Annotated in this window: 16 protein-coding genes; 12 read left to right on the top strand and 4 right to left on the bottom strand. The window is 66.4% G+C overall.

The features are described from left to right. Nucleotides 1–104: 104 nt before the first annotated feature. Together GGC65_RS14225 and GGC65_RS14220 are read left to right on the top strand one after the other, a co-directional pair. Complete coding sequence (locus tag GGC65_RS14225) at nt 105–872, top strand: LytTR family DNA-binding domain-containing protein (RefSeq protein ID WP_192647766.1); 768 nt, start codon at nt 105–107, stop codon at nt 870–872. 72 nt (nt 873–944) lie between these two features. Further along, a complete protein-coding gene (locus GGC65_RS14220; RefSeq protein WP_037515690.1) occupies nt 945–1,880 on the top strand; it encodes a ribose-phosphate pyrophosphokinase in 936 nt (311 codons plus the stop codon). 13 nt (nt 1,881–1,893) lie between these two features. Here GGC65_RS14220 and GGC65_RS14215 read toward each other — a convergent pair whose 3' ends face one another. Next, nucleotides 1,894–2,406, bottom strand: a complete 513-nt coding sequence (locus GGC65_RS14215; protein ID WP_225940818.1) for a TetR/AcrR family transcriptional regulator — start codon at nt 2,404–2,406, stop codon at nt 1,894–1,896. A 144-nt stretch (nt 2,407–2,550) separates the two neighbouring features. Here GGC65_RS14215 and hisN point away from each other — a divergent pair, with 144 nt between their 5' ends. The 9 genes from hisN to GGC65_RS14170 all read left to right on the top strand — a co-directional run bounded on the left by hisN (nt 2,551) and on the right by GGC65_RS14170 (nt 10,979). After that, complete coding sequence (gene hisN, locus GGC65_RS14210) at nt 2,551–3,333, top strand: histidinol-phosphatase (RefSeq protein ID WP_192647764.1); 783 nt, start codon at nt 2,551–2,553, stop codon at nt 3,331–3,333. A gap of 16 nt (nt 3,334–3,349) precedes the next feature. Then, nucleotides 3,350–3,700 (top strand): GFA family protein, encoded by a 351-nt coding sequence (locus GGC65_RS14205; protein WP_192647763.1) that lies wholly within the window; start codon nt 3,350–3,352, stop codon nt 3,698–3,700. Between the two features lie 117 nt (nt 3,701–3,817). Next, the gene (rpmI, locus tag GGC65_RS14200; protein WP_037515684.1) at nt 3,818–4,021 is read left to right on the top strand and encodes a 50S ribosomal protein L35; all 204 of its coding nucleotides are present in this window, start codon (nt 3,818–3,820) and stop codon (nt 4,019–4,021) included. Between the two features lie 13 nt (nt 4,022–4,034). Beyond that, entirely contained in the window at nt 4,035–4,400 is a 366-nt protein-coding gene (gene rplT / locus GGC65_RS14195) for a 50S ribosomal protein L20 (RefSeq protein ID WP_192647762.1), read from the top strand. A gap of 426 nt (nt 4,401–4,826) precedes the next feature. Then, nucleotides 4,827–5,729 (top strand): helix-turn-helix domain-containing protein, encoded by a 903-nt coding sequence (locus GGC65_RS14190; RefSeq protein ID WP_192647761.1) that lies wholly within the window; start codon nt 4,827–4,829, stop codon nt 5,727–5,729. 155 nt (nt 5,730–5,884) lie between these two features. Then, nucleotides 5,885–6,979, top strand: coding sequence for a phenylalanine--tRNA ligase subunit alpha (pheS, locus tag GGC65_RS14185; RefSeq protein WP_192647760.1), 1,095 nt, complete (start codon nt 5,885–5,887; stop codon nt 6,977–6,979). Beyond that, the gene (gene pheT, locus GGC65_RS14180; protein WP_192647759.1) at nt 6,976–9,363 is read left to right on the top strand and encodes a phenylalanine--tRNA ligase subunit beta; all 2,388 of its coding nucleotides are present in this window, start codon (nt 6,976–6,978) and stop codon (nt 9,361–9,363) included. Before pheS ends, pheT begins: the two co-directional genes overlap by 4 nt. A gap of 38 nt (nt 9,364–9,401) precedes the next feature. Beyond that, nucleotides 9,402–10,361, top strand: a complete 960-nt coding sequence (locus GGC65_RS14175) for an alpha/beta hydrolase (protein WP_192647758.1) — start codon at nt 9,402–9,404, stop codon at nt 10,359–10,361. A gap of 66 nt (nt 10,362–10,427) precedes the next feature. Continuing rightward, nucleotides 10,428–10,979 carry a methylated-DNA--[protein]-cysteine S-methyltransferase gene (locus GGC65_RS14170; RefSeq protein ID WP_192647757.1) on the top strand — a complete coding sequence of 184 codons (552 nt, stop codon included), beginning with the start codon at nt 10,428–10,430 and terminating at the stop codon, nt 10,977–10,979. Here GGC65_RS14170 and GGC65_RS14165 read toward each other — a convergent pair. Next, a complete protein-coding gene (locus tag GGC65_RS14165) occupies nt 10,976–13,735 on the bottom strand; it encodes a [protein-PII] uridylyltransferase (protein WP_192647756.1) in 2,760 nt (919 codons plus the stop codon). The genes GGC65_RS14170 and GGC65_RS14165 overlap by 4 nt on opposite strands. After that, a complete protein-coding gene (gene mutS / locus GGC65_RS14160) occupies nt 13,732–16,395 on the bottom strand; it encodes a DNA mismatch repair protein MutS (RefSeq protein WP_225940817.1) in 2,664 nt (887 codons plus the stop codon). The genes GGC65_RS14165 and mutS overlap by 4 nt, the downstream gene beginning before the upstream one ends. 130 nt (nt 16,396–16,525) lie before the next feature. Here mutS and GGC65_RS14155 point away from each other — a divergent pair, with 130 nt between their 5' ends. Further along, nucleotides 16,526–18,790 (top strand): NADP-dependent malic enzyme, encoded by a 2,265-nt coding sequence (locus GGC65_RS14155; RefSeq protein ID WP_192647755.1) that lies wholly within the window; start codon nt 16,526–16,528, stop codon nt 18,788–18,790. Nucleotides 18,791–18,850: 60 nt separating this feature from the next. Here GGC65_RS14155 and GGC65_RS14150 read toward each other — a convergent pair whose 3' ends face one another. Further along, on the bottom strand, nt 18,851–19,333 hold the full coding sequence (locus GGC65_RS14150) for an outer membrane protein assembly factor BamE (RefSeq protein WP_192649537.1): 483 nt from the start codon (nt 19,331–19,333) through the stop codon (nt 18,851–18,853). Nucleotides 19,334–19,507: the final 174 nt, after the last annotated feature.

Genomic DNA, 19,507 nt, shown 5'->3' with positions numbered 1-19,507 from the left:
ATGCGCCTCCCCTGCCCGCCGGCCGTTCACGCGCAATCGCCCCTTCGCAAAAACGGCGGATTTCTTCGCGAAACAGGCCGCTTCGCCAATTGACGCTTCGTGAAATGGCACGCACAAGACGCGGCATGGCAAAGCGGCTGACGATCGAAATATTGGTGATGGTCGCGCTCGGCCTGCTCGTCGGGCTGCTCGGCCCATTCGGCACTTTCGCCGCGCCACCTGCGCAGCGCATGCTGAGCTGGGTGATCTGGCTGCTCGCGGGTTATGCGCTTTTCCGCCCGACCAACATCGTGGCGGGCTGGCTGTGCGAGGCGACCGGGCTGCCGCATTTTGCCGGCAAGCTGCTGGCGCTCGTCGTCGCCAGCGTGCCGCTCACGCTGATCGTGACGATGATGGTGACGCGCCTGCCCTTTGCCGAGGTGCTGCGCTGGCGCGGCTTCTGGACGATGTACCTCTATATCGTCGTCATCGCGGTCGTCGCATCGGTGGTGATGGCCTCGGTTTTCGGCCGCACCGTTCCGGCCGCCGCCATGTCGGAACGCGCGCCTTCCCCTCTACCCGCACCCGCGCCGCCCACGCTTCCGCTACCTCCGGGCTTTGGGCCGGTGCTCGCGCTGAAGGGCGAGGATCATTATGTCCGCGTCATCGGCGCGGTCCGCGAGGAACTGGTCCTGATGCGGATGCGCGACGCGATCGAACGCCTTGGCGAAGCCGACGGGCTGCGTATCCATCGGAGCTGGTGGGTCGCACGCGACGCGGTCGTCGCGGTGCGCCGCGACGGCCGTACCGCGATCATCACGCTGACCGGAAATCACGAAGCGCCCGTCGCGCGCGACATGATGCCGCAGTTACGCGCGGCGGGATGGCTTTAACCCCTTCCCCTATCGGCCCGCGCTGGCTAAGGGGGCGCGCAATCCCACCCGCGCGAAAGGGCCTTGCACCCCATGAAACTCATCTCCGGCAACAGCAACCTGCCGCTGGCCCGTGCGATCGCGGACTATCTGGAACTGCCGCTGACCGACACCAGCGTGCGCCGCTTCGCCGACGAAGAGGTCTTCGTCGAGATCCATGAGAATGTCCGCGGTCAGGACGTCTTCGTCGTGCAGCCGACAAACTTCCCCGCGAACGACAATCTGATGGAACTGCTCATCATCAACGACGCGCTGCGCCGTGCCTCGGCCAAGCGCATCACTGCGGTCGTCCCCTATTTCGGCTATGCCCGTCAGGACCGGAAACCCGGCCCGCGCACGCCGATCTCGGCGAAGCTCGTCGCGAACCTGATCACCACCTCGGGCGCCGACCGCGTCCTCGCCATCGACCTGCACGCCGGGCAGATCCAGGGCTTCTTCGATATCCCGACCGATAACCTCTACGCCGCGCCAGTGATGAGCGCCGACATCCAGGCGCGCTTCGCGGGCAAGAATCTGATGGTCGTGTCGCCCGACGTCGGCGGCGTGGTCCGCGCGCGCGCGCTCGCCAAGCGCCTCGACAACGCGCCGCTCGCGATCGTCGACAAGCGCCGCGAACGCGCCGGCGAATCCGAAGTCATGAACATCATCGGCGACGTGAAGGGCCGCTTCTGCATCCTGATCGACGACATCGTCGATTCGGCGGGCACGCTGTGCAACGCCGCCGCGGCGCTGAAGGCCGCGGGTGCCGAGGGCGTCGTCGCTTATTGTACGCACGGCGTCTTGTCGGGCGGCGCGGTCGCGCGCGTCGATGCGAGCGAGCTGACCGAACTGGTGATCACCGATTCGATCCAGCCGACCGATGCCGTCAACGACAGCAGCAAGGTCCGCGCGCTCACCGTCGCGCCGCTGCTCGGCGAAGCGATCAAGCGCATCGCCGACGAATCGAGCGTTTCCTCGCTCTTCGACTGAGGCTTTAAACGCGTCAGCGCGCGAGCAGCGTGCCGACGATCAGTTCCAGCTCGCGGTGAAAACTCGCATGGTCGGGCGCGGCGTGGACGAGGCCCTTTGCGGTCCAGCATAGCGCCTGCGCCATACTGCCCGCGCGCGGCACCGCCGAACCGGGGCCGCTGAGCCGGATCGTGTTGGCCATCGCGGCGATCAGCTTGCGTTCGGCGGCGCGCACCGCCTCGGCCGGATCGGGCGCCACCGTCACCGCGACCTCGATCCCGTGCGGCGACGCGCGCAGCATCGCCATATGCTGTCCCGCCCAGGCATCAAGCGCGGCGAGGAGGCGTACCACCAGCGTCGCGCCTGGGCTGTCGAGGCAACGCAGCGCCTCGGCGAGCGATCGCTCGATCATCGCGGTCATCGTCCATTCGATCAGCGCTGCCTTCGACCCGAAGCGATTGTAGAGCGCCTGACGCGACACGCCCGTGGCGCGCGCCAGATCATCCATCGATGCCTTGCGAAATCCGACACGGGCAAAAATACCCATGAAGGAATCGGCGGATATCCGATCATCCATGAACGCAATTGTACAAATTATACTTGATTTGTACAATTTATATATCGGACGAATATGACAGCTTTACCGATGCCGGGGTGGCGGCGAGCCCATCTCTCGGCTAGCGCTACCCCTATGACCCTCACCTCCGACCTCGCCCTCGCCAATCGCCTCGCCGACGCGGCCGGCGAAGCAATCCGTCCGCTCTTCCGGGCCGCGTTTTCGCATGAAGCGAAGGCCGATGCTTCGCCTGTCACCGACGCTGACCGCGCCGCCGAAGCCGCGATGCGCCGCTTGCTCGATGCCGAGGCGCCGCGCGACGGAATCATCGGCGAGGAATATGGCGCCGAGCGCACCGACGCGTCGCGCCAATGGGTGCTCGACCCGATCGACGGCACCGTCAGTTTCATGGCGGGCCGTCCGATCTTCGGGACGCTGATCGCACTGCTTCAGGACGGCTGGCCCGTCCTCGGGATCATCGACCAGCCCATCAATGGCGAGCGCTGGGTCGGCGCGTTGGGGCAGCCGACCTTGTTCAACGGCGCCCCCGCACGAACGCGGACCTGTCGCGATCTCGCCGACGCAGTACTCGCGACGACGGGCCCACAATATTTCAGCGATCATGACGGCGAGCATTTCATGGCGCTGGCGGCCAAAACCTCACACAAGCGCATGGTCTTCGGCGGCGACTGTTATAATTACGGCCTGCTCGCGAGCGGCCATATCGACCTTGTCGTCGAGGCAGGACTGAAGCTCCACGACTTCGCAGCTCTGGCGCCGATCGTCGAGGGCGCGGGCGGGACGATGTGCGACTGGAACGGCGACCCGCTCAATGCCGACAGCACGGGCCATGTCATCGCGCTCGGCGATCCGGCGCGGCTCGAGGATGTGATCGAAGGGCTCGCCTGCCACCATTGAGAGGAGCGTAACGGACATGGCATTCGAAGGCAGCTGCCACTGCGGCGCGGTGACCTATTCGGTCGAGGGCGATATTCCCGACACGGCGATGAGCTGCAACTGCTCGCATTGCCGGCGCAAGGGCTTTCTGCTTGCCTTCGTGCCGCTCGATCAATTCAGGCTGACCGGCGGGAGCGACAAGCTCGAATCCTACCAGTTCAACAAGCATAATATCGACCATCAATTCTGCACCGATTGCGGATGTCAGGGCTTCTCGGTGGGGACCGGTCCCGACGGATCGAAGATGGCCGCGGTCAATCTGCGCTGTGTGCCCGACGCCGATCTCGATACGCTCACGATCCACAAGGTTGACGGCGCGAGCTTCTAATCCCCGCAACGCTTGCATTTCGGCGCGAATCCTCCTAAGCGCCCCGCTTCCGATTGTGTCGGCTGGCTGAAAGGGCTGCCAGGCCGATACGCAAACGGACTTCCAAAGGAGACCAAAATGCCCAAAATGAAGACCAAGAGCGGTGTGAAGAAACGCTTCAAATTCACCGCCTCGGGCAAGGTGAAGCACGGCGTCGTCGGCAAGCGTCACCGCCTGAGCAGCCACAATGCAAAATATATCCGCACCAACCGCGGCACCAGCGTGCTGAGCGATTCGGATGTGGCCCATGTGCGCCTCTGGGCGCCCTACGGCCTGAAGTAAGGAGCGCTAAGGCATGTCACGCATCAAACGCGGCGTCACCACGCGCGCCAAGCACAAGCGGATTTTGGAACAGGCGAAGGGCTATTACGGTCGTCGCAAGAACACCATCCGCGTCGCCAAGCAGGCCGTCGAAAAGGCCGGCCAATACGCCTATCGCGACCGCAAGGTTAAGAAGCGGAATTTCCGCGGTCTGTGGATCCAGCGCATCAACGCCGCGGTCCGCGCCGAAGGTCTGACCTATTCGCAGTTCATGCACGGCGTGAAGCTGGCCGGGATCGAACTCGACCGCAAGGTCATGGCCGACCTCGCGATGAACGAAGGCACGGTCTTCACCGCGATCATCGCCCAGGCGAAGGCGGCGCTGCCCAAGGCAGCCTGACGCTTTCCAGCCAGGCGAAACGAACAAGGGCGGTCCCGACGGGGCCGCCCTTTTTCTTTGGGTTTGCGCGCCGGAACGACGGCAGACGGCCACCGCCGCCCCCAAACGGAAGAGGCGGCGCGAAGCTCCCGCTCCGCACCGCCTCGACAATGGTTCCAGTGGAAACCATCGCCCCCCCGCCCGTTCCGAATAGCCGTGGGTCGCAGAAAGCTGCCGGCCGGGACGAAGCTCGGAAAATCGGTTCGTTATTTCAGGTCCCCGCCAGGCCCCACCCTGTTGGCGTCTCGTCCCGATCTTCCGCACACCCCCTTTCGGAGCGGGCCACGCAACTATGACGCAGTCGCGGCGTATAAAATTGTAAGAACCCGACACCCGCCGGTGTCGGGGCATTGTTATTCATGCTCTTTTAGCTCAAAATGGGACAGCATGGCGCAACGCGACGCATCTCATGACCTTCCGGCGGGCGCGCGGGTCGCCACGCGCTTCTTTCCCTTGTCTCCGCCTCTCCGCCCCTATGTCAGCACGATCTACCTCAGCGAAGTCACGGTTCCCGGCGGCGCCCGGGTCGAGGATTATCTGCACCCCGAATGGGCGAACCTGCGATTTGTCGAGGGCGACCCGCCGCACGCGGCGATCGGCGCCAGCCCGGTGGCCGAAACGCCGCGCTTCATCGCCACCGGCCCGACGAGCACCGCAACCTATTTTGCGGCGGGCAATATGCGCACCTGGGGGATCGGCATCCTGCCGATGGGCTGGGCCAAATTCATTCCGCTGCCCGCCGAGGAACTGGCCGACCGGATGACCGACGGCAACGCCCATCCGGCCTTCGCCCCCTTCGCGCCCCTGCTCGACGCCTTGCGCCAAGTGAACGACGTCGACGCCGCCGCGGCGCTGATCGACGCGCATGTCTGCGCGCTCCTCGCCGATGCGCCGCCCGACGATCCGGCCATCCTCGCCGCGCATCAGGCGCTGGTCGACGACGAGGTGACGAGCGTCGCCGACCTGTCGGCGAAACTCGCGCTCTCCGAACGCTCGATCGAGCGCCTCAGCCACCGCGCCTTCGGCTTTTCACCGAAACTGCTTTTGCTGCGGCAACGCTTCCTGCGCAGCCTCGCACGCTTCATGCTCGACCCGTCGATGGCGTGGATCGATACGATGGATCACCATTATTACGATCAGGCGCAGTTTACGCGCGACTTCCAGCGTTTCATGGGGATGAGCCCGCGCGATTATGCGGCTAGGCCCAAGCCGATCCTCGGTGCCGCAGCCTTCGCACGCGCCGCCGCGGCAGGCGCGCCCGTTCAAGGCCTGCACAAGCCTGCCGGATAGGCCCGTTTTCGGCCGCGCGGGGCGTCGCCGGACTTGACCCACGCCGCGTGTTCGGTGCAAGCGGCAAGCGACGCACGCGCGGGAAGCCGCCGTATCCATAACAAACAAAAATGTAGGCCGGCAGCGCCAGCGCCGCCGGAACAGGACGAATGACGATGAGCGATATCGAGGCCATCCAGAGCCAATTGTTGGGCGACATCGAAGCGGCGGCCGACGCGAACGCGGTCGAGGCGCTGCGCGTGTCGGCGCTGGGCAAGGCGGGCACCATCACTGCACTGCTCAAGACGCTGGGCGGCATGACCCCCGACGAGCGCCAGGCGCAGGGTCCGGCGATCCATGCGCTGCGCGAAACAATCACCGCCGCGCTCGCCGCGCGCAAGGCCGCGCTCGATGCCGCGGCGCTCGACGTGAAGCTCGCCGCCGAGGCGATCGACATGTCGCTGCCCGCCGACGCAACGCCGCGCGGCAGCGTCCATCCGGTCAGCCAGGTGATGGACGAGCTCGCCGAAATCTTCGCCGACATGGGCTTCGCCGTCGCAACGGGCCCCGAGATCGAGGACGACTGGCGCAACTTCACCGCGCTCAACATTCCCGAAACGCATCCCGCGCGCGCGATGCACGACACTTTCTATTTCGCCGACACCGACGCCGAAGGGCGCGCGATGCTGTTGCGCACGCACACCTCGCCGGTGCAGATCCGCACGATGATGAGCCAAGAACCGCCGATCCGCATCATCGCGCCCGGCCGCGTCTATCGCAGCGACAGCGACGCGACGCATACGCCGATGTTCCATCAGGTCGAAGGGCTCGTGATCGATCGCGGCATCCATATGGGCCACCTCAAATGGACGCTCGAAACCTTCCTCAAGGCCTATTTCGAGCGCGACGACATCGTGCTGCGCCTGCGCCCGAGCTATTTCCCCTTCACCGAGCCCTCGGCCGAGGTCGATGTCGGTTACAAGCAAGAGAAAGGCCGGCGCATCGTCGGTGGCAATGGCGACGACGAAGGCCATGCGTGGATGGAATTGCTCGGCAGCGGCATGGTCAATCGCCGCGTGATCGCCAACTGCGGGCTCGACCCCGACGAGTGGCAGGGCTTTGCCTTCGGGGTCGGCGTCGACCGGCTCGCGATGCTGAAATATGGCATGGATGACCTCCGCGCCTTCTTCGACGGCGACCTGCGCTGGCTGGCGCATTATGGATTCAACGCGCTGTCGGTCCCGACACTCAGCGGGGGGATTTCGGCATGAAGATCACCCTCGACTGGCTCCGCGAACATCTGGATGGCGACTATGCGGTCGCCGATGTCGTCGCGACATTGAACCGCATCGGCCATGAGGTCGAAGGCGTCGAGAATCCGGCCGAGAAACTCGCCGGCTTCCGCGTCGCCAGGGTACTGACCGCCGAGAAACATCCGCAGGCCGACAAGCTGCAAGTGCTGACCGTCGACACCGGCGACGGCGGCGCGCCGCTCACCGTCGTCTGCGGCGCGCCCAATGCGCGCGCGGGCCTCGTCGGCGTGCTCGGCCTGCCCGGCGCGGTTGTGCCCGCGAACGGCATGGAGCTGAAGGTCGCGGCGGTGCGCGGGGTCGAATCGAACGGCATGATGTGCTCGACGCGCGAGCTCGAACTGGGCGACGATCATGACGGGATCATCGAACTGCCCGTCGACGCGCCGATCGGCACGCCCTTCGCCGACTATAGCGGAGCAGGCGATCCGGTGGTCGACATTTCGATCACCCCGAACCGGCAGGATTGCATGGGCGTGCGCGGGATCGCGCGCGACCTCGCCGCCGCCGGACTCGGCACGCTGAAGCCGCTCGACGTCCCGACCATCATCGGCGAGGGCGCGCCCGCGACCGAAATCCGGACCGACGACGTCGAGGGCTGCCCCGCCTTCTTCGGCCGCACGATCAGCGGCGTCACCAACGGCACCGCGCCCGAATGGATGCGCCGCCGCCTCGAAGCCGTCGGGCAGCGCTCGATCTCGGCGCTCGTCGACATCAGCAACTATGTGATGTTCGACCTCGGTCGCCCGAGCCATATCTATGACCGCGCCAAGCTGACCGGCGCGCTCGTTGCGCGCCGCGCAAACGCCGGCGAAACCGTCACCGCGCTCAACGGCAAGGACTATGTCCTCACCGACACGATGACGGTGATCGCCGACGACAGCGGCGTCCATGACATCGCGGGCATCATGGGCGGCGAGCATAGCGGGTGCAGCGAGACGACGACCGACGTGCTGATCGAAGTCGCCTATTTCACCCCCGAACGCATCGCGCTCACCGGGCAGGCGCTCGCGCTGACCAGCGACGCGCGCAGCCGCTTCGAACGCGGGGTCGACCCGGCCTTCCTCGACGACGCGACCGCGATCGTCACCGCGCATGTGCTCGCAATCTGCGGCGGCTCGCCGTCGCTCGTCACGCGCGCGGGCACCCCGCCCGCCGAGGTGAAGACGGTCGATTACGACCCGGCGCTATCGGCAACGCTCGGCGGCATCGCGATCGCCCCCGAACGGCAGCAGGAAATTCTGGCCGCGCTCGGTTTTTCGGTGATCGAACAGGCCGGCCGCTGGCAGGTCGCGGTGCCGAGCTGGCGCCGCGACGTCGATGCCGCCCCCGACATCGTCGAGGAAGTCACGCGCATCACCGGCTTCGACGCGATCGCGTCGGTGGCCTTGCCGCGCGTTGACGGCGTGGCGAAACCGACCGCGACCGCCGAACAGCTTACCGAACGCCGCCTGCGCCGCGCCGCGGCCGCCGCGGGGTTCGACGAAGCGGTGACCTGGTCGTTCATCAGCGAGGCCGACGCCACGCCCTTCGGCGGCGGCACCTGGTCGCTCGCCAACCCGATCAGCGAGGACCTCAAGGTCATGCGCCCGTCGCTGCTCCCCGGCCTGCTCGCCGCGGCGCAGCGCAACCAGAACCGCGGCGCCGACAGCATTCGCCTGTTCGAGATCGGGCGGCGCTATCTGGCCGACGCCGAGCATCCGACGCTCGCCGTGCTGATGGCGGGCGACAAGCGCGCGCGCGGCTGGCAGGCGGGCAAGGCCGCGCCCTTCGACGCGTTCGACGCCAAAGCTGCCGCACTCGCCTTGCTCGAAGCCGCGGGCGCGCCCGCCGACCGGTTGCAGGTGATGGACGCCGTGACCGAGGGCGCAATCTGGCATCCCGGCCAGTCGGCGACGCTGCGCCTCGGCCCCAAGGCAGTGCTCGCCGAATTCGGCGCGCTCCACCCGCTGCTCACCCGCGCCTTCGACGTCGACGGACCGGTGATGGCGGTGCAGATTTTCCTCGATGCGATCCCGGCCAAGCGCGCGAGCGGCCCCGCCCGCGCGGCGTTCACGCCGCCCGCGCTGCAATCGGTGCGCCGCGACTTCGCCTTCCTCGCGCCGACGAGCCTGACCGCGGCCGATCTGATGCGCGCGGTCCGCAGCGCCGACAAGGCGGCCATCGTCGACGCGCGGCTGTTCGACCGCTTCGCCGGCCAGGGCGTGCCCGAAGGTCAGGTGAGCCTTGCGGTCGAGGTCGAGCTGCAACCGCTCGAGAAGAGCTTCACCGACGCCGAGCTGAAAGCGATTGCCGACAAGGTGGTCGCCGCCGCGGCGAAAGTCGGAGCGACGCTGCGCGGCTGATCCTCGCGACGGCGAGGGCATGAAAGGGAGAGTTTGATATGGACACCCGCCACCTCGTCGACCGCGAGATCGCCCCGATCATCGACCTGTTCCCGCGCGTCGATCTCGATTCGGCACCGATCGCCCAGATCCGGGCGAAGGCGGCGGAGACTTATTCGATCCTGCCGCCGCCGGTGATCGCGCCCGAACGACTGCTGGTGCCGTCGGCCCATGGCGGGCCCGACATCCCGGTTTTCCTGTACCGTCCGGCGGAAACGCGCGAGGGCGGCGGCGCAATCCTGCACATTCATGGCGGCGGCATGGTGATGGGATCGGTCGAGCAGATGCAGGCGGGGCCCGCGATGCTCGCTGCCACAACGGGAGTGCCCGTCGCGTCGGTCGAATATCGTCTCGCCCCCGAAAACCCTTTCCCCGTGCCGCAGGAAGATTGCCATTCGGCGCTGGTGTGGCTCGCGGGGCAAGCCGATGCGCTCGGCTTCGACGCTAGCCGGATGATCGTCGCGGGAGAAAGCGCGGGCGGTGGGCTGGCGGCGGCGCTCGCGATCATGGCGCGCGATCTCGGCGGCCCGGCGATCGCGGGCCAGCTTCTGACCTACCCGATGCTCGATCACCGCACCGGCAGCGATGCCTGTCCGTACAACAATCCCACGACGGGCGAGTTCATCTGGACGCGCGCGAGCAACCGCTTCGGCTGGCGCGCGCTGCAGGGCGATTACCGGATCGACGACGACCGGCGCGGCTGGTTTTCGCCGAGCCTCGCCGACGATCTGTCGAATCTCCCTCCCGCCTATATCGCGACGGGCAGCCTCGATCTCTTCTTCGACGAAAATCTCGACTATGCGCGCCGGCTCGTCGCCGCGGGGGTGCCGGTCGACCTGCACAGCTATGCCGGCGCGATCCACGCCTTCAACGCGATCCCCGACGCCGCGCTGTCGCAGCGGTTCAACGACGGGCTGCTCGCGGCGGCGGCGATGATGACGGGACCGGCGGCGGGCTGAGCCACGGCGGGCGATATGGTTTCGGCCCGATACAACCCTATATCCTATCAAGGTGAAGGACAGCGCATGGCCAGCCAGAACCAGTATCAGCTTTTCGAAACCGCCGCCGGCGTCGCGGCAATCGGCTGGACGAACAGCGGCATAGTGAGTTTCCGCCTGCCCGCGCCGACCGCAAATGAAGCCGAGCGCGCGGTCTTACGTCGCCTGCCCGACGCGATACGCAGCGAGCCTCCTGCCGAAACAGCGACGGTGATCGACGCGGCGATCCGTTATTTCAAAGGAGAACGGATCGAGTTTTCCGACGTTCCCATCGATCTGGGCGAGCAGCCCGCCTTTTTCGCCAAAGTCTATGCGCTGGTACGTCAGCTCGGCTGGGGCGAAACGACCACCTATGGCGCCGTAGCGCGGGCGCTGGACGCAGGGCCCGAGCATGCCCGCGCGGTCGGACAGGCGATGGCGACGAACCCCGTCCCGCTGATCATTCCCTGCCACCGCGTCATGGCCGCAGGCGGAAAGATTGGCGGGTTCTCGGCCCCGGGCGGATCGACGTCCAAGACCCGGATGCTTGAACTCGAAGGTGTACCAGTCGCGCCGGTTCAGCAGGGCTTCGACTTCTAGGCCGCGACGGCGTCCTCGCTGTGGCTCGTCGCCGCTTCGAGCAGGCGTTTCTCGAGGCTCTTCACGCGCGCGGCGCTGTCGATCTTGTCGCCGATCAGGTCGGTCACGTAAAAGGTGTCGACCGCGCGCTCGCCATAGGTCGCGACATGCGCGCTGTGCACGGTGACCTTCGACTGGAAGAGCGCATAGGCGAGCTGGTTGAGCAGCGCCGGGCGGTCCTGCGCATTTACCTCGATCACCGTGAAACGATTGGACGCCTTATTGTCGACGAAGACGTTCGGCGCGACGCGGAACGCCTCGGCGCGAGTGCGCGGCAGCGCGCGCGCTTCGAGTTTGGGCAATAATTTGTGGCGGTTGGCGAGCGCATCTTCGATCGCGCGGGTCAGCCGGCCGATCTGGCCCGCCTCGGCGAATGGCCGCCCCAGCGGATCCTGGACGAGGAAATTATCGAGCGCGAGCCCGTCGCGCGTCGTGTGGATGCGCGCGTCGATGATGTTGCCGCCGGCAAGGTGGATGCCCCCCGCGATGCGATAGAAGAGCCCGGGGTGGTCGGCGGCAAGGACCATCACCAGTGTCGCGCCGCGATCGTCGTCGGGAACCGCGGCGATATGCAACGGCGCATCGCCCGCCTGCCGGATATGGACGAGGTTCGCGGCGATGACCTCAACCGGTTCGGCAATCCAATAACTTTCGGGAAGGCGCTTCGCGACCTTGTCGAAGGTTTTGCGGTCGAAACCGAATTGCGCGGCGACGGCCTCCTTCTTGCTCTCGATCCGCGCTTCCCGGCCGCGCTGCTTGTGGCCGAGACGCAGCACTTCCTCGGCGGCATCGTAAAGCTCGGTCAGCAGCTGGCGTTTCCATCCGTTCCACACCCCGGGACCGACCGCGCGGATATCGACGACGGTGAGCACGAGCAGCAAGCGGAGGCGCTCGGGGCTTTGCACCACCTGCGCGAAATCGAGGATCGTCTTGAAATCGGCGAGGTCGCGCTTGAAAGCGGTCGCCGACATCAGCAGGTGATAGCGCACGAGCCACGACACCGTCTCGGTCTCGGCCTCGTTCAGCCCGAGCCGCGGGCACACGCGCAAAGCCAGCTCGGCGCCGAGAACGCTATGATCGCCGCCGCGCCCCTTGGCGATATCGTGGAGCAGCACCGCAACATAGATTACGCGCCGCGAATGGATCTGGTCCATGATCGCGGTCGACAGCGGATGATCCTCCTTGAGCCGGCTTTGCTCGATATCGGCGAGCAGCCCGATCGCGCGGATCGTATGTTCGTCGACGGTATAGTGGTGATACATATCGAACTGCATCTGCGCGACGACGCGTCCGAAATCGGGAACGAAACGGCCGAACACCCCCGCCTCGTTCATCCAGCGCAGCACCGTTTCGGGATCGCGCGGCGAGGTCAGCACATCGAGGAACAGTTCGTTCGCGCGCGCGATACGGCGCACGCCCTGCGTCTCGATCAGCTTCGCATCGTGGCGCGCCTGCCGCATCGCCTGCGGATGGATTTCGAGCCCATGCTTGTCGGCGAGCGCGAAAATCTCGACCAGCCGCACCGGATCCTGCTGGAAAAAATCGTCGCTCGGCAACGCCAACCGGCCGCGGTCGAGCACGAAGCCGTGAAGCTTGCCCGGACGCCGCCGGATCGTCGGCAGGAAGCGCCGCCCGCGCGCCGCCATCTGGTCGTCGAGATGCGCGAGGAAGGTGCCGGTGACGTCGCCGACCGCCTTCGCATGGATGAAATAGAGCTGCATGAAGCGCTCGACCGCGCTCTTGCCCGGGCGGTCCGCAAACTTCATCCGGGCGGCAATCTCGCGCTGAAAGTCGAAGGTCAGCCGATCCTCGGCGCGGCCGGCGAGTATATGCAGGTGGCAGCGGACGGCGAGAAGGAAATTCTCGGCGCGCTCGAACTGGCGCAGCTCACGCGCCGACATCAATCCCGCATCGACCAGTTCGGGAACGGTGCGCACGCGGTGGATGAACTTGCCGATCCAGAAGAGCGTGTGGAGATCGCGTAGTCCGCCCTTCCCTTCCTTCACATTGGGTTCGACGACATAGCGCGAATCGCCCATGCGCTTGTGGCGCTCGTCGCGTTCGGCGAGCTTCTCGGCAACGAACGCCCGCGCATTGCCCGCGACGACCTCGGCATCGAAGCGCGCCGACGCCTGATCGTAGAGGTCGCGGTCGCCCCAGATGAAGCGCCCTTCGAGCAGCGCGGTGCGAATCGTCAGATCCTCCTTCGCCGCGCGCACCATTTCGTCGAGCGAGCGTGACGAATGACCGACCTTCAACCCGAGGTCCCACAAAGTATAAAGCTGCGCCTCGATCACCTGTTCGGTCCAGCTCGTCTGCTTGAACGGGGTGAGGAAGCCGATGTCGATATCGCTGTGCGGCGCCATTTCGCCGCGGCCGTATCCGCCAACCGCGATCAGCGTGATGCGTTCGCCCGCCGAGCGGTTGGCCGACGGATAGAGATAGCCGATCGTGAAATCATGGCTGAGACGGATGATCTGGTCGATCAGAAAGGCCATCGCATTCGCCGCGACGCGTCCCGCCGAAGGGCGTTCGAGCAGTCGCCGCTCGATCTCGGCGCGTCCGTCATCGAGCGCCGCCTTGAGCAGCGCGACCATCGCGCGGCGGCGTGTTCCCGTATCGCCGCTTTCGGCGGCGATCGCATCGAGCTGCGCCGCGAGGTCGCGCCGGTCGATGATGGCACGGCGCTGATCGAGATTGTCAAACAGCTCGCTCATGGTTCGTCGGCCATCAGTCGCTTGAGCGTGTAGAGCGCATCGAGCGCCTCACGCGGCGCAAGCGCGTCGGGATCGATGTCCGCGAGCGCGTCGCGCAAAGCATCCTTCACCGCGGCCGGCGCCTCGGCGAGCGTCGCGGCGAAGAGCGGCAGATCGTCGAGCCCCGCGGCGAGGCCGCCGGTTTTCTCGCGCCCGGCCTCGAGCTTGGCGAGCACCGCCTCGGCGCGCTTGACGACGCCCGCCGGAACGCCCGCGAGGCGTGCGACGGCGAGGCCATAGCTGCGGTCGGCTGGACCATCGGCGAGTTCGTGGAGCAGCACCAGATCGCCCTGCCATTCGCGCGCGCGAACATGATGGAGCGACAGCGCGTTCAGCGTTTCGGCGAGCCGCGTCAGTTCGTGATAGTGGGTGGCGAAGAGGCAGCGGCATTTGTTGACCTCATGCACCGCCTCGACCACCGACCAAGCGAGCGCAAGCCCGTCATAGGTCGAGGTGCCGCGCCCGACCTCATCGAGGATGACGAAGCTTTGCGGGGTCGCCTGCGCAAGGATCGCCGCGGTTTCGACCATCTCGACCATGAAGGTCGAGCGCCCACGCGCGAGATTGTCGCTGGCGCCAACGCGGCTGAACAGGCGGTCGACGAGCCCGAGCTTTGCCGACGCGGCGGGGACGAAACCGCCCGCCTGCGCGAGCACCACGATCAGCGCATTCTGGCGGAGGAAGGTCGATTTACCACCCATGTTCGGCCCGGTGACGAGCCAGAGCCGGTCGCTTGTCGAGAGCGAGACATCGTTCGGGACGAAGCGCTCACCCGATTTCGCGAGCGCCGCTTCGACCACCGGATGCCGCCCGCCGCTGACGTCGAGGCACGGGGTATCGGCGAGGTCGGGACGGCACCAATTATGGCTCATCGCATGATCGGCGAGCGCGGCGGCGACGTCGATGCGCGCGAGTACGTCGCAGGATGCGGCGATCGCCTCGCGCCGCGCGATTGCGGCGTCGGTCAGCGATTCGAGATGCGCCGCCTCAGCGGCGACGGCATGAACCCCCGCCTGCGTCACTCGGCTCGCGGCCTCGTGGAGGTCGGACGAGTTGAAACGCACGACGCCCGCGAGCGTCTGGCGATGGGTAAAGCCCGATTCGGGTGCCATCAGCGCGTCGGCGTGCTTTGCGGGTACCTCGACATGATAGCCGAGCACGCCATTGTGGCGGATCTTGAGCGAGGCAATGCCCGTACGGTCGCGATAGTCGGCTTCGAGCGCGGCAATCGCCTTACGCCCGTCGCGCGCGGTTTCACGCAACGCGTCGAGCGCATGGTCATAGCCTTCGGCGACATAGCCGCCCTGCGCGGCGTCGACCGGTGGGGTTTCGATCAGCGCGCGGCTGAGTTCGTCAACGAGCGTGCCATGCCCGTCGAGGCCCGGAAGCAGGCGCGCGAGCAGGGGCGGCAGATCGGACCGGCGCGCGAGCCGCTCGCGCAGGAGCCGTGCGCCGCCGAGCGCATCGCGGAGCTGTGCCAGATCGCGCGGCCCGCCGCGCCCCGCGACGAGGCGGCCGAGCGCGCGGCCAGCATCGGGAAGCGCCCGCAGCGCCGCGCGCAGTTCGCCGCGCCACAAAGCATCGCGCGCGAGGCTGTCGACGAGATCGAGCCGGTCGAGGATTGCGTCCTTGTCGGTCAGCGGGCTCGCCAGATCGTCGGCGAGCAGCCGCGCGCCCGCCGCGGTGACGGTGCGGTCGATCGTGCCGAGCAGGCTGCCGTCGCGCGTGCCGGCCATCGTGCAGACAAGCTCGAGGCTCTCACGCGTCGCGGCGTCGATCGCCATACGGCCCGAAGCGAGGTGGCGCAGCGGCGGCTGGAGGAAGGTCGGCCCGCCGGTGCCAACATGGTCGAGATAGGCGACGAGCGCGCCCATCGCCGCAATCTCGCTGCGGCCGAACTGGCCGAAACCGTCGAGCGTCTGGACGCCGAAGAAAGTTTCGAGACGTTTTTGCGCGCTCGTACTGGAAAAATCCGCGGACGGCCGACGCACGATCTGCCGTGCCGACGAGATCGGCAACTCGTCGGCGCTCTCACTGAGCAGCAATTCGGATGGAGCGAGCCGCGCGAGTTCGGCATCGACCTGCTCGCTGCGCACCGCAACGACCTCGAAGCGCCCCGTAGAAATATCGGCGGCGGCAATCGCGACCTCACCATCGCTGCCGATCTGCGCGAGCGCCGCGAGACGGTTCGCGCTGCGCCCTTCGAGCAGGCTCTCCTCGGTGAGCGTCCCGGCGGTGACGAAGCGCACGATGTCGCGCGCGACGAGCGCCTTCGACCCGCCACGCGCCTTGGCCTCGGCCGGCGTTTCGATCTGTTCGGCGATCGCGACGCGGTGCCCGGCGCGGATCAGCCGCGCGAGATAGGATTCGGCGGCGTGGACGGGAACGCCGCACATTGCCACCGGCTGCCCGTCATGCTCGCCGCGCGACGTCAGCGCGATGTCGAGCGTCGAGGCCGCCGCCTTCGCGTCGTCGAAGAACAGCTCGAAAAAATCGCCCATGCGATAGAAGAGCAGGCAATCGCCCGCCTTCTCCTTCAGCGACCAATATTGCGCCATCATCGGCGTTGCGGCGGGCGCGGGACTATTCGAATTGGCAGCGGAGCGGGCGGTGACAGGCATAGGACATGCTTAGGGATGGATATGGGCCCGTGGCAAGATGCGCGCGCGATTCGCGGGTTCCATTTCCGCTTGGCGACGCTAGGGAATGGGCTCGGGCGCGCGCCTTGTGGATCAGTTGAGAGGATAAATGATGGACAGCGGCAGCAAGGTACAGTTTTCGGACCGCGAGGCCCTGCTTTACCACGCCTATGGCCGGCCCGGGAAAATCGAGATCGTCGCATCGAAACCGATGGCGACGCAGCGCGACCTGAGCCTAGCCTATTCGCCCGGCGTCGCGGTTCCCGTGAACGCGATCGCCGAGGATCCGGCAAAGGCCTATGATTATACGATCAAGGGCAATCTGGTCGCGGTGATCTCGAACGGCACCGCGATCCTCGGGCTCGGCAACCTCGGCGCGCTCGCATCGAAGCCGGTGATGGAAGGCAAGGCGGTGCTGTTCAAGCGCTTCGCCGACGTCGATTCGATCGATCTCGAGGTCGATACCGAAGATCCCCAGCGCTTCATCGAGGCGGTCGAACTGCTCGCGCCGAGCTTTGGCGGCATCAACCTTGAGGATATTGCCGCGCCCAATTGCTTCATCATCGAGGCGGCGCTGAAAGAACGTATGAACATTCCGGTGTTCCACGACGATCAGCATGGCACTGCAATCATCACGGCCGCGGGGCTGATCAACGCCTGCTACCTGACGGGCCGCGACCTTTCGACGGTGAAGGTTGTCGTCAACGGCGCGGGCGCTGCTGCGATCGCCTGCACCGCGCTGATCAAGGCGATGGGCGTGAAACATGAAAATGTCATCATGTGCGACCGCAAAGGCACCATCTATCAGGGCCGCACCGATGGCATGGACCAGTGGAAGTCGGCGCATGCGGTGCCGACCGAAGCGCGCGACCTGACCGAAGCGCTTGTCGGCGCCGACGTATTCCTCGGCCTGTCGGCCGCGGGCGCGCTGAAACCCGAGATGGTGAAGGATATGGCGCCAGCGCCGATCATCTTCGCGATGGCGAACCCCGATCCCGAAATCTCCCCGCCCGACGCCCGCGCGGCGCGCCCCGACGCGATCATCGCGACCGGACGTTCGGACTATCCGAACCAGGTCAACAATGTCCTCTGCTTCCCCTTCATCTTCCGCGGCGCGCTCGACGTCCATGCGACCGCGATCAACGAGGAAATGAAGATCGCGGCGGCCTATGCAATCGCCGATCTCGCACGCCAGCAGGTGCCCGAGGAAGTCGCCGCCGCTTATGGCGGGCGCGCGTCGAGCTTCGGCCCCGAATATATCATCCCCTCGCCTTTCGACCCGCGCCTGATGGAAATCGTGCCCGCGGCGGTGGCCGAGGCGGCGATGAAGACCGGCGTCGCGCAGCGGCCGATCGAGAATCTCGACGAATATCGCACCCAGCTCCGCGCCCGGCTCAACCCGACGACATCGGTGCTCACGCTCGCCTATGAAGCCGCGCGCAACAATCCGAAGCGTGTCGTCTTTGCCGAGGGCGAGGAAGAGGTCGTGCTGCGCGCGGCGATCCAGTTCCGCGACGGTGGATATGGCACGCCGGTGCTCGTCGGCCGCGAAGGACTGCACGACAAGCTCCGCGCGATGGGCGTCGCCGATCCCGAGAGCTATGAAGTGCATAACAGCGTCAATTCGCCGCATGTGCCACAGATGGTCGAGATGCTCTACGAGCGGCTGCAGCGCCGCGGCTATCTCCGCCGCGACGTCGAGCGCATGGTCAACCGCGACCGCAATATCTTCGGCTCACTGCTCCTGAAAATGGGGCTCGGCGATGCGATGATCACCGGGACGACGCGCACCTACTCGCAGTCGATGCGCGAAATTCGCCGCGTCATCGACCATGCCGAGGGCAAGACGCCGTTCGGCATCCATGTCCTCGTCGACCAGCATCACACAATCTTCATGGCCGACACGACGGTCAACGAGCGCCCGACCGCCGAGATGCTTGCCGATATCGCCGAACGCACCGCGCAGGTCGCGCGCCGCATGGGGCACGAACCGCGCGTCGCTTTCCTGTCCTATTCGACCTTCGGCAATCCCGAGGGGAGCTGGCTCGAAAGCATCCGCGAGGCGGTAGCAATCCTCGACCAGCGCAAACCCGCTTTCGAATATGAAGGCGAAATGGCCCCCGACGTCGCGCTCAATGAGAAGGTGATGAAAAACTATCCCTTCTGCCGCCTGTCGGGACCCGCGAACGTGCTGATCATGCCGGGGCTGCAATCGGCAAACCTGTCGGCGAAGCTGCTCCGTGAACTCGGCGGCGGCGCGGTGATCGGTCCGATGCTCGTCGGCATGGAAAACCCGGTGCAGGTCGCGACGATGGCGTCGACCGCATCGGACCTCGTCACCCTCGCCGTGCTCGCGGCAGGCGGGATCGCACAATAAGAAAAAGCGGCGGCGCCCCGGGGCGCCGCCGCTTTGCTGTCTTTACCGGTGCCTTCGGGCTTATTGCCCCGGAGCACCCGCACCCGGCGCGCCGACGGCGCCGATGTTGCCGAAGATATCCTCGAAGAAGCTGCGGTGACGCCCGAGCGTCGGCGTCTTGTCGCCTTCAGGGCTGAGTTTGCTCACCAGTTCGAGCCCGGTGCGGTCGACCGCGGCGACGTTGCCCGCGGGATCGAAGCGGACGCGCAGCACTTGCTGATCGACCGGGCGCGGCTTCGCGAAGGCAAGCTGGCGCGTTTCGCGCGACACATAATAATATTCATTGTTGCTGAACTGGCCGACGAAAGTCGGGCGGCCGAGCGTCTTTTCGACCGATTCGCGGTTGTCGACGCCGGGCGTGATCGCCTCGGTCAGCAGCGGGTCGACGACATAGCCCTGCCGGCCCTTCAGCTGCGCGCAGCCGCTGACGGTCAGCGCGAGCGCCAGCCCGGCGACGATCACACGCACGGGGCGGACGGGAAGTTTGGGCTCATGGGTCGGCATCAACATATCTCCGTTGCGCCCTTTTTCAGCGGGCGCTGGCAATCGCGCCTCTTAACCGCAAGCGGTCGGCGCGCACAAGCGGCTTATGCCGCGGCAAAGCTTGCGCCAAGCTGACTGGACTGAGGGTCCGGCACCGGCCCGCTCCCCCACCCGGCCTCCCCAACGATAGTAGCC

The organism is Sphingopyxis sp. OAS728 (assembly GCF_014873485.1).
Lineage (GTDB): Bacteria > Pseudomonadota > Alphaproteobacteria > Sphingomonadales > Sphingomonadaceae > Sphingopyxis.
The sequence above is the reverse complement of the archived record's forward strand: the minus strand, read 5'-3'. Positions and strand labels throughout refer to the sequence as shown.

What these genes read in the sequence shown, in the direction of transcription:
- GGC65_RS14220 (WP_037515690.1), top strand. Translation starts at nt 945, where the DNA reads ATGAAACTCATCTCCGGCAACAGCAACCTGCCGCTGGCCCGTGCGATC.
- rplT (WP_192647762.1), top strand. Translation starts at nt 4,035, where the DNA reads ATGTCACGCATCAAACGCGGCGTCACCACGCGCGCCAAGCACAAGCGG.
- pheS (WP_192647760.1), top strand. Translation starts at nt 5,885, where the DNA reads ATGAGCGATATCGAGGCCATCCAGAGCCAATTGTTGGGCGACATCGAA.
- GGC65_RS14225 (WP_192647766.1), top strand. Translation starts at nt 105, where the DNA reads ATGGCACGCACAAGACGCGGCATGGCAAAGCGGCTGACGATCGAAATA.
- rpmI (WP_037515684.1), top strand. Translation starts at nt 3,818, where the DNA reads ATGCCCAAAATGAAGACCAAGAGCGGTGTGAAGAAACGCTTCAAATTC.
- mutS (WP_225940817.1), bottom strand. Translation starts at nt 16,395, where the DNA reads ATGCCTGTCACCGCCCGCTCCGCTGCCAATTCGAATAGTCCCGCGCCC.
- GGC65_RS14155 (WP_192647755.1), top strand. Translation starts at nt 16,526, where the DNA reads ATGGACAGCGGCAGCAAGGTACAGTTTTCGGACCGCGAGGCCCTGCTT.
- GGC65_RS14150 (WP_192649537.1), bottom strand. Translation starts at nt 19,333, where the DNA reads ATGCCGACCCATGAGCCCAAACTTCCCGTCCGCCCCGTGCGTGTGATC.
- GGC65_RS14170 (WP_192647757.1), top strand. Translation starts at nt 10,428, where the DNA reads ATGGCCAGCCAGAACCAGTATCAGCTTTTCGAAACCGCCGCCGGCGTC.
- hisN (WP_192647764.1), top strand. Translation starts at nt 2,551, where the DNA reads ATGACCCTCACCTCCGACCTCGCCCTCGCCAATCGCCTCGCCGACGCG.
- GGC65_RS14215 (WP_225940818.1), bottom strand. Translation starts at nt 2,406, where the DNA reads ATGGGTATTTTTGCCCGTGTCGGATTTCGCAAGGCATCGATGGATGAT.
- GGC65_RS14205 (WP_192647763.1), top strand. Translation starts at nt 3,350, where the DNA reads ATGGCATTCGAAGGCAGCTGCCACTGCGGCGCGGTGACCTATTCGGTC.
- GGC65_RS14165 (WP_192647756.1), bottom strand. Translation starts at nt 13,735, where the DNA reads ATGAGCGAGCTGTTTGACAATCTCGATCAGCGCCGTGCCATCATCGAC.
- GGC65_RS14190 (WP_192647761.1), top strand. Translation starts at nt 4,827, where the DNA reads ATGGCGCAACGCGACGCATCTCATGACCTTCCGGCGGGCGCGCGGGTC.
- GGC65_RS14175 (WP_192647758.1), top strand. Translation starts at nt 9,402, where the DNA reads ATGGACACCCGCCACCTCGTCGACCGCGAGATCGCCCCGATCATCGAC.
- pheT (WP_192647759.1), top strand. Translation starts at nt 6,976, where the DNA reads ATGAAGATCACCCTCGACTGGCTCCGCGAACATCTGGATGGCGACTAT.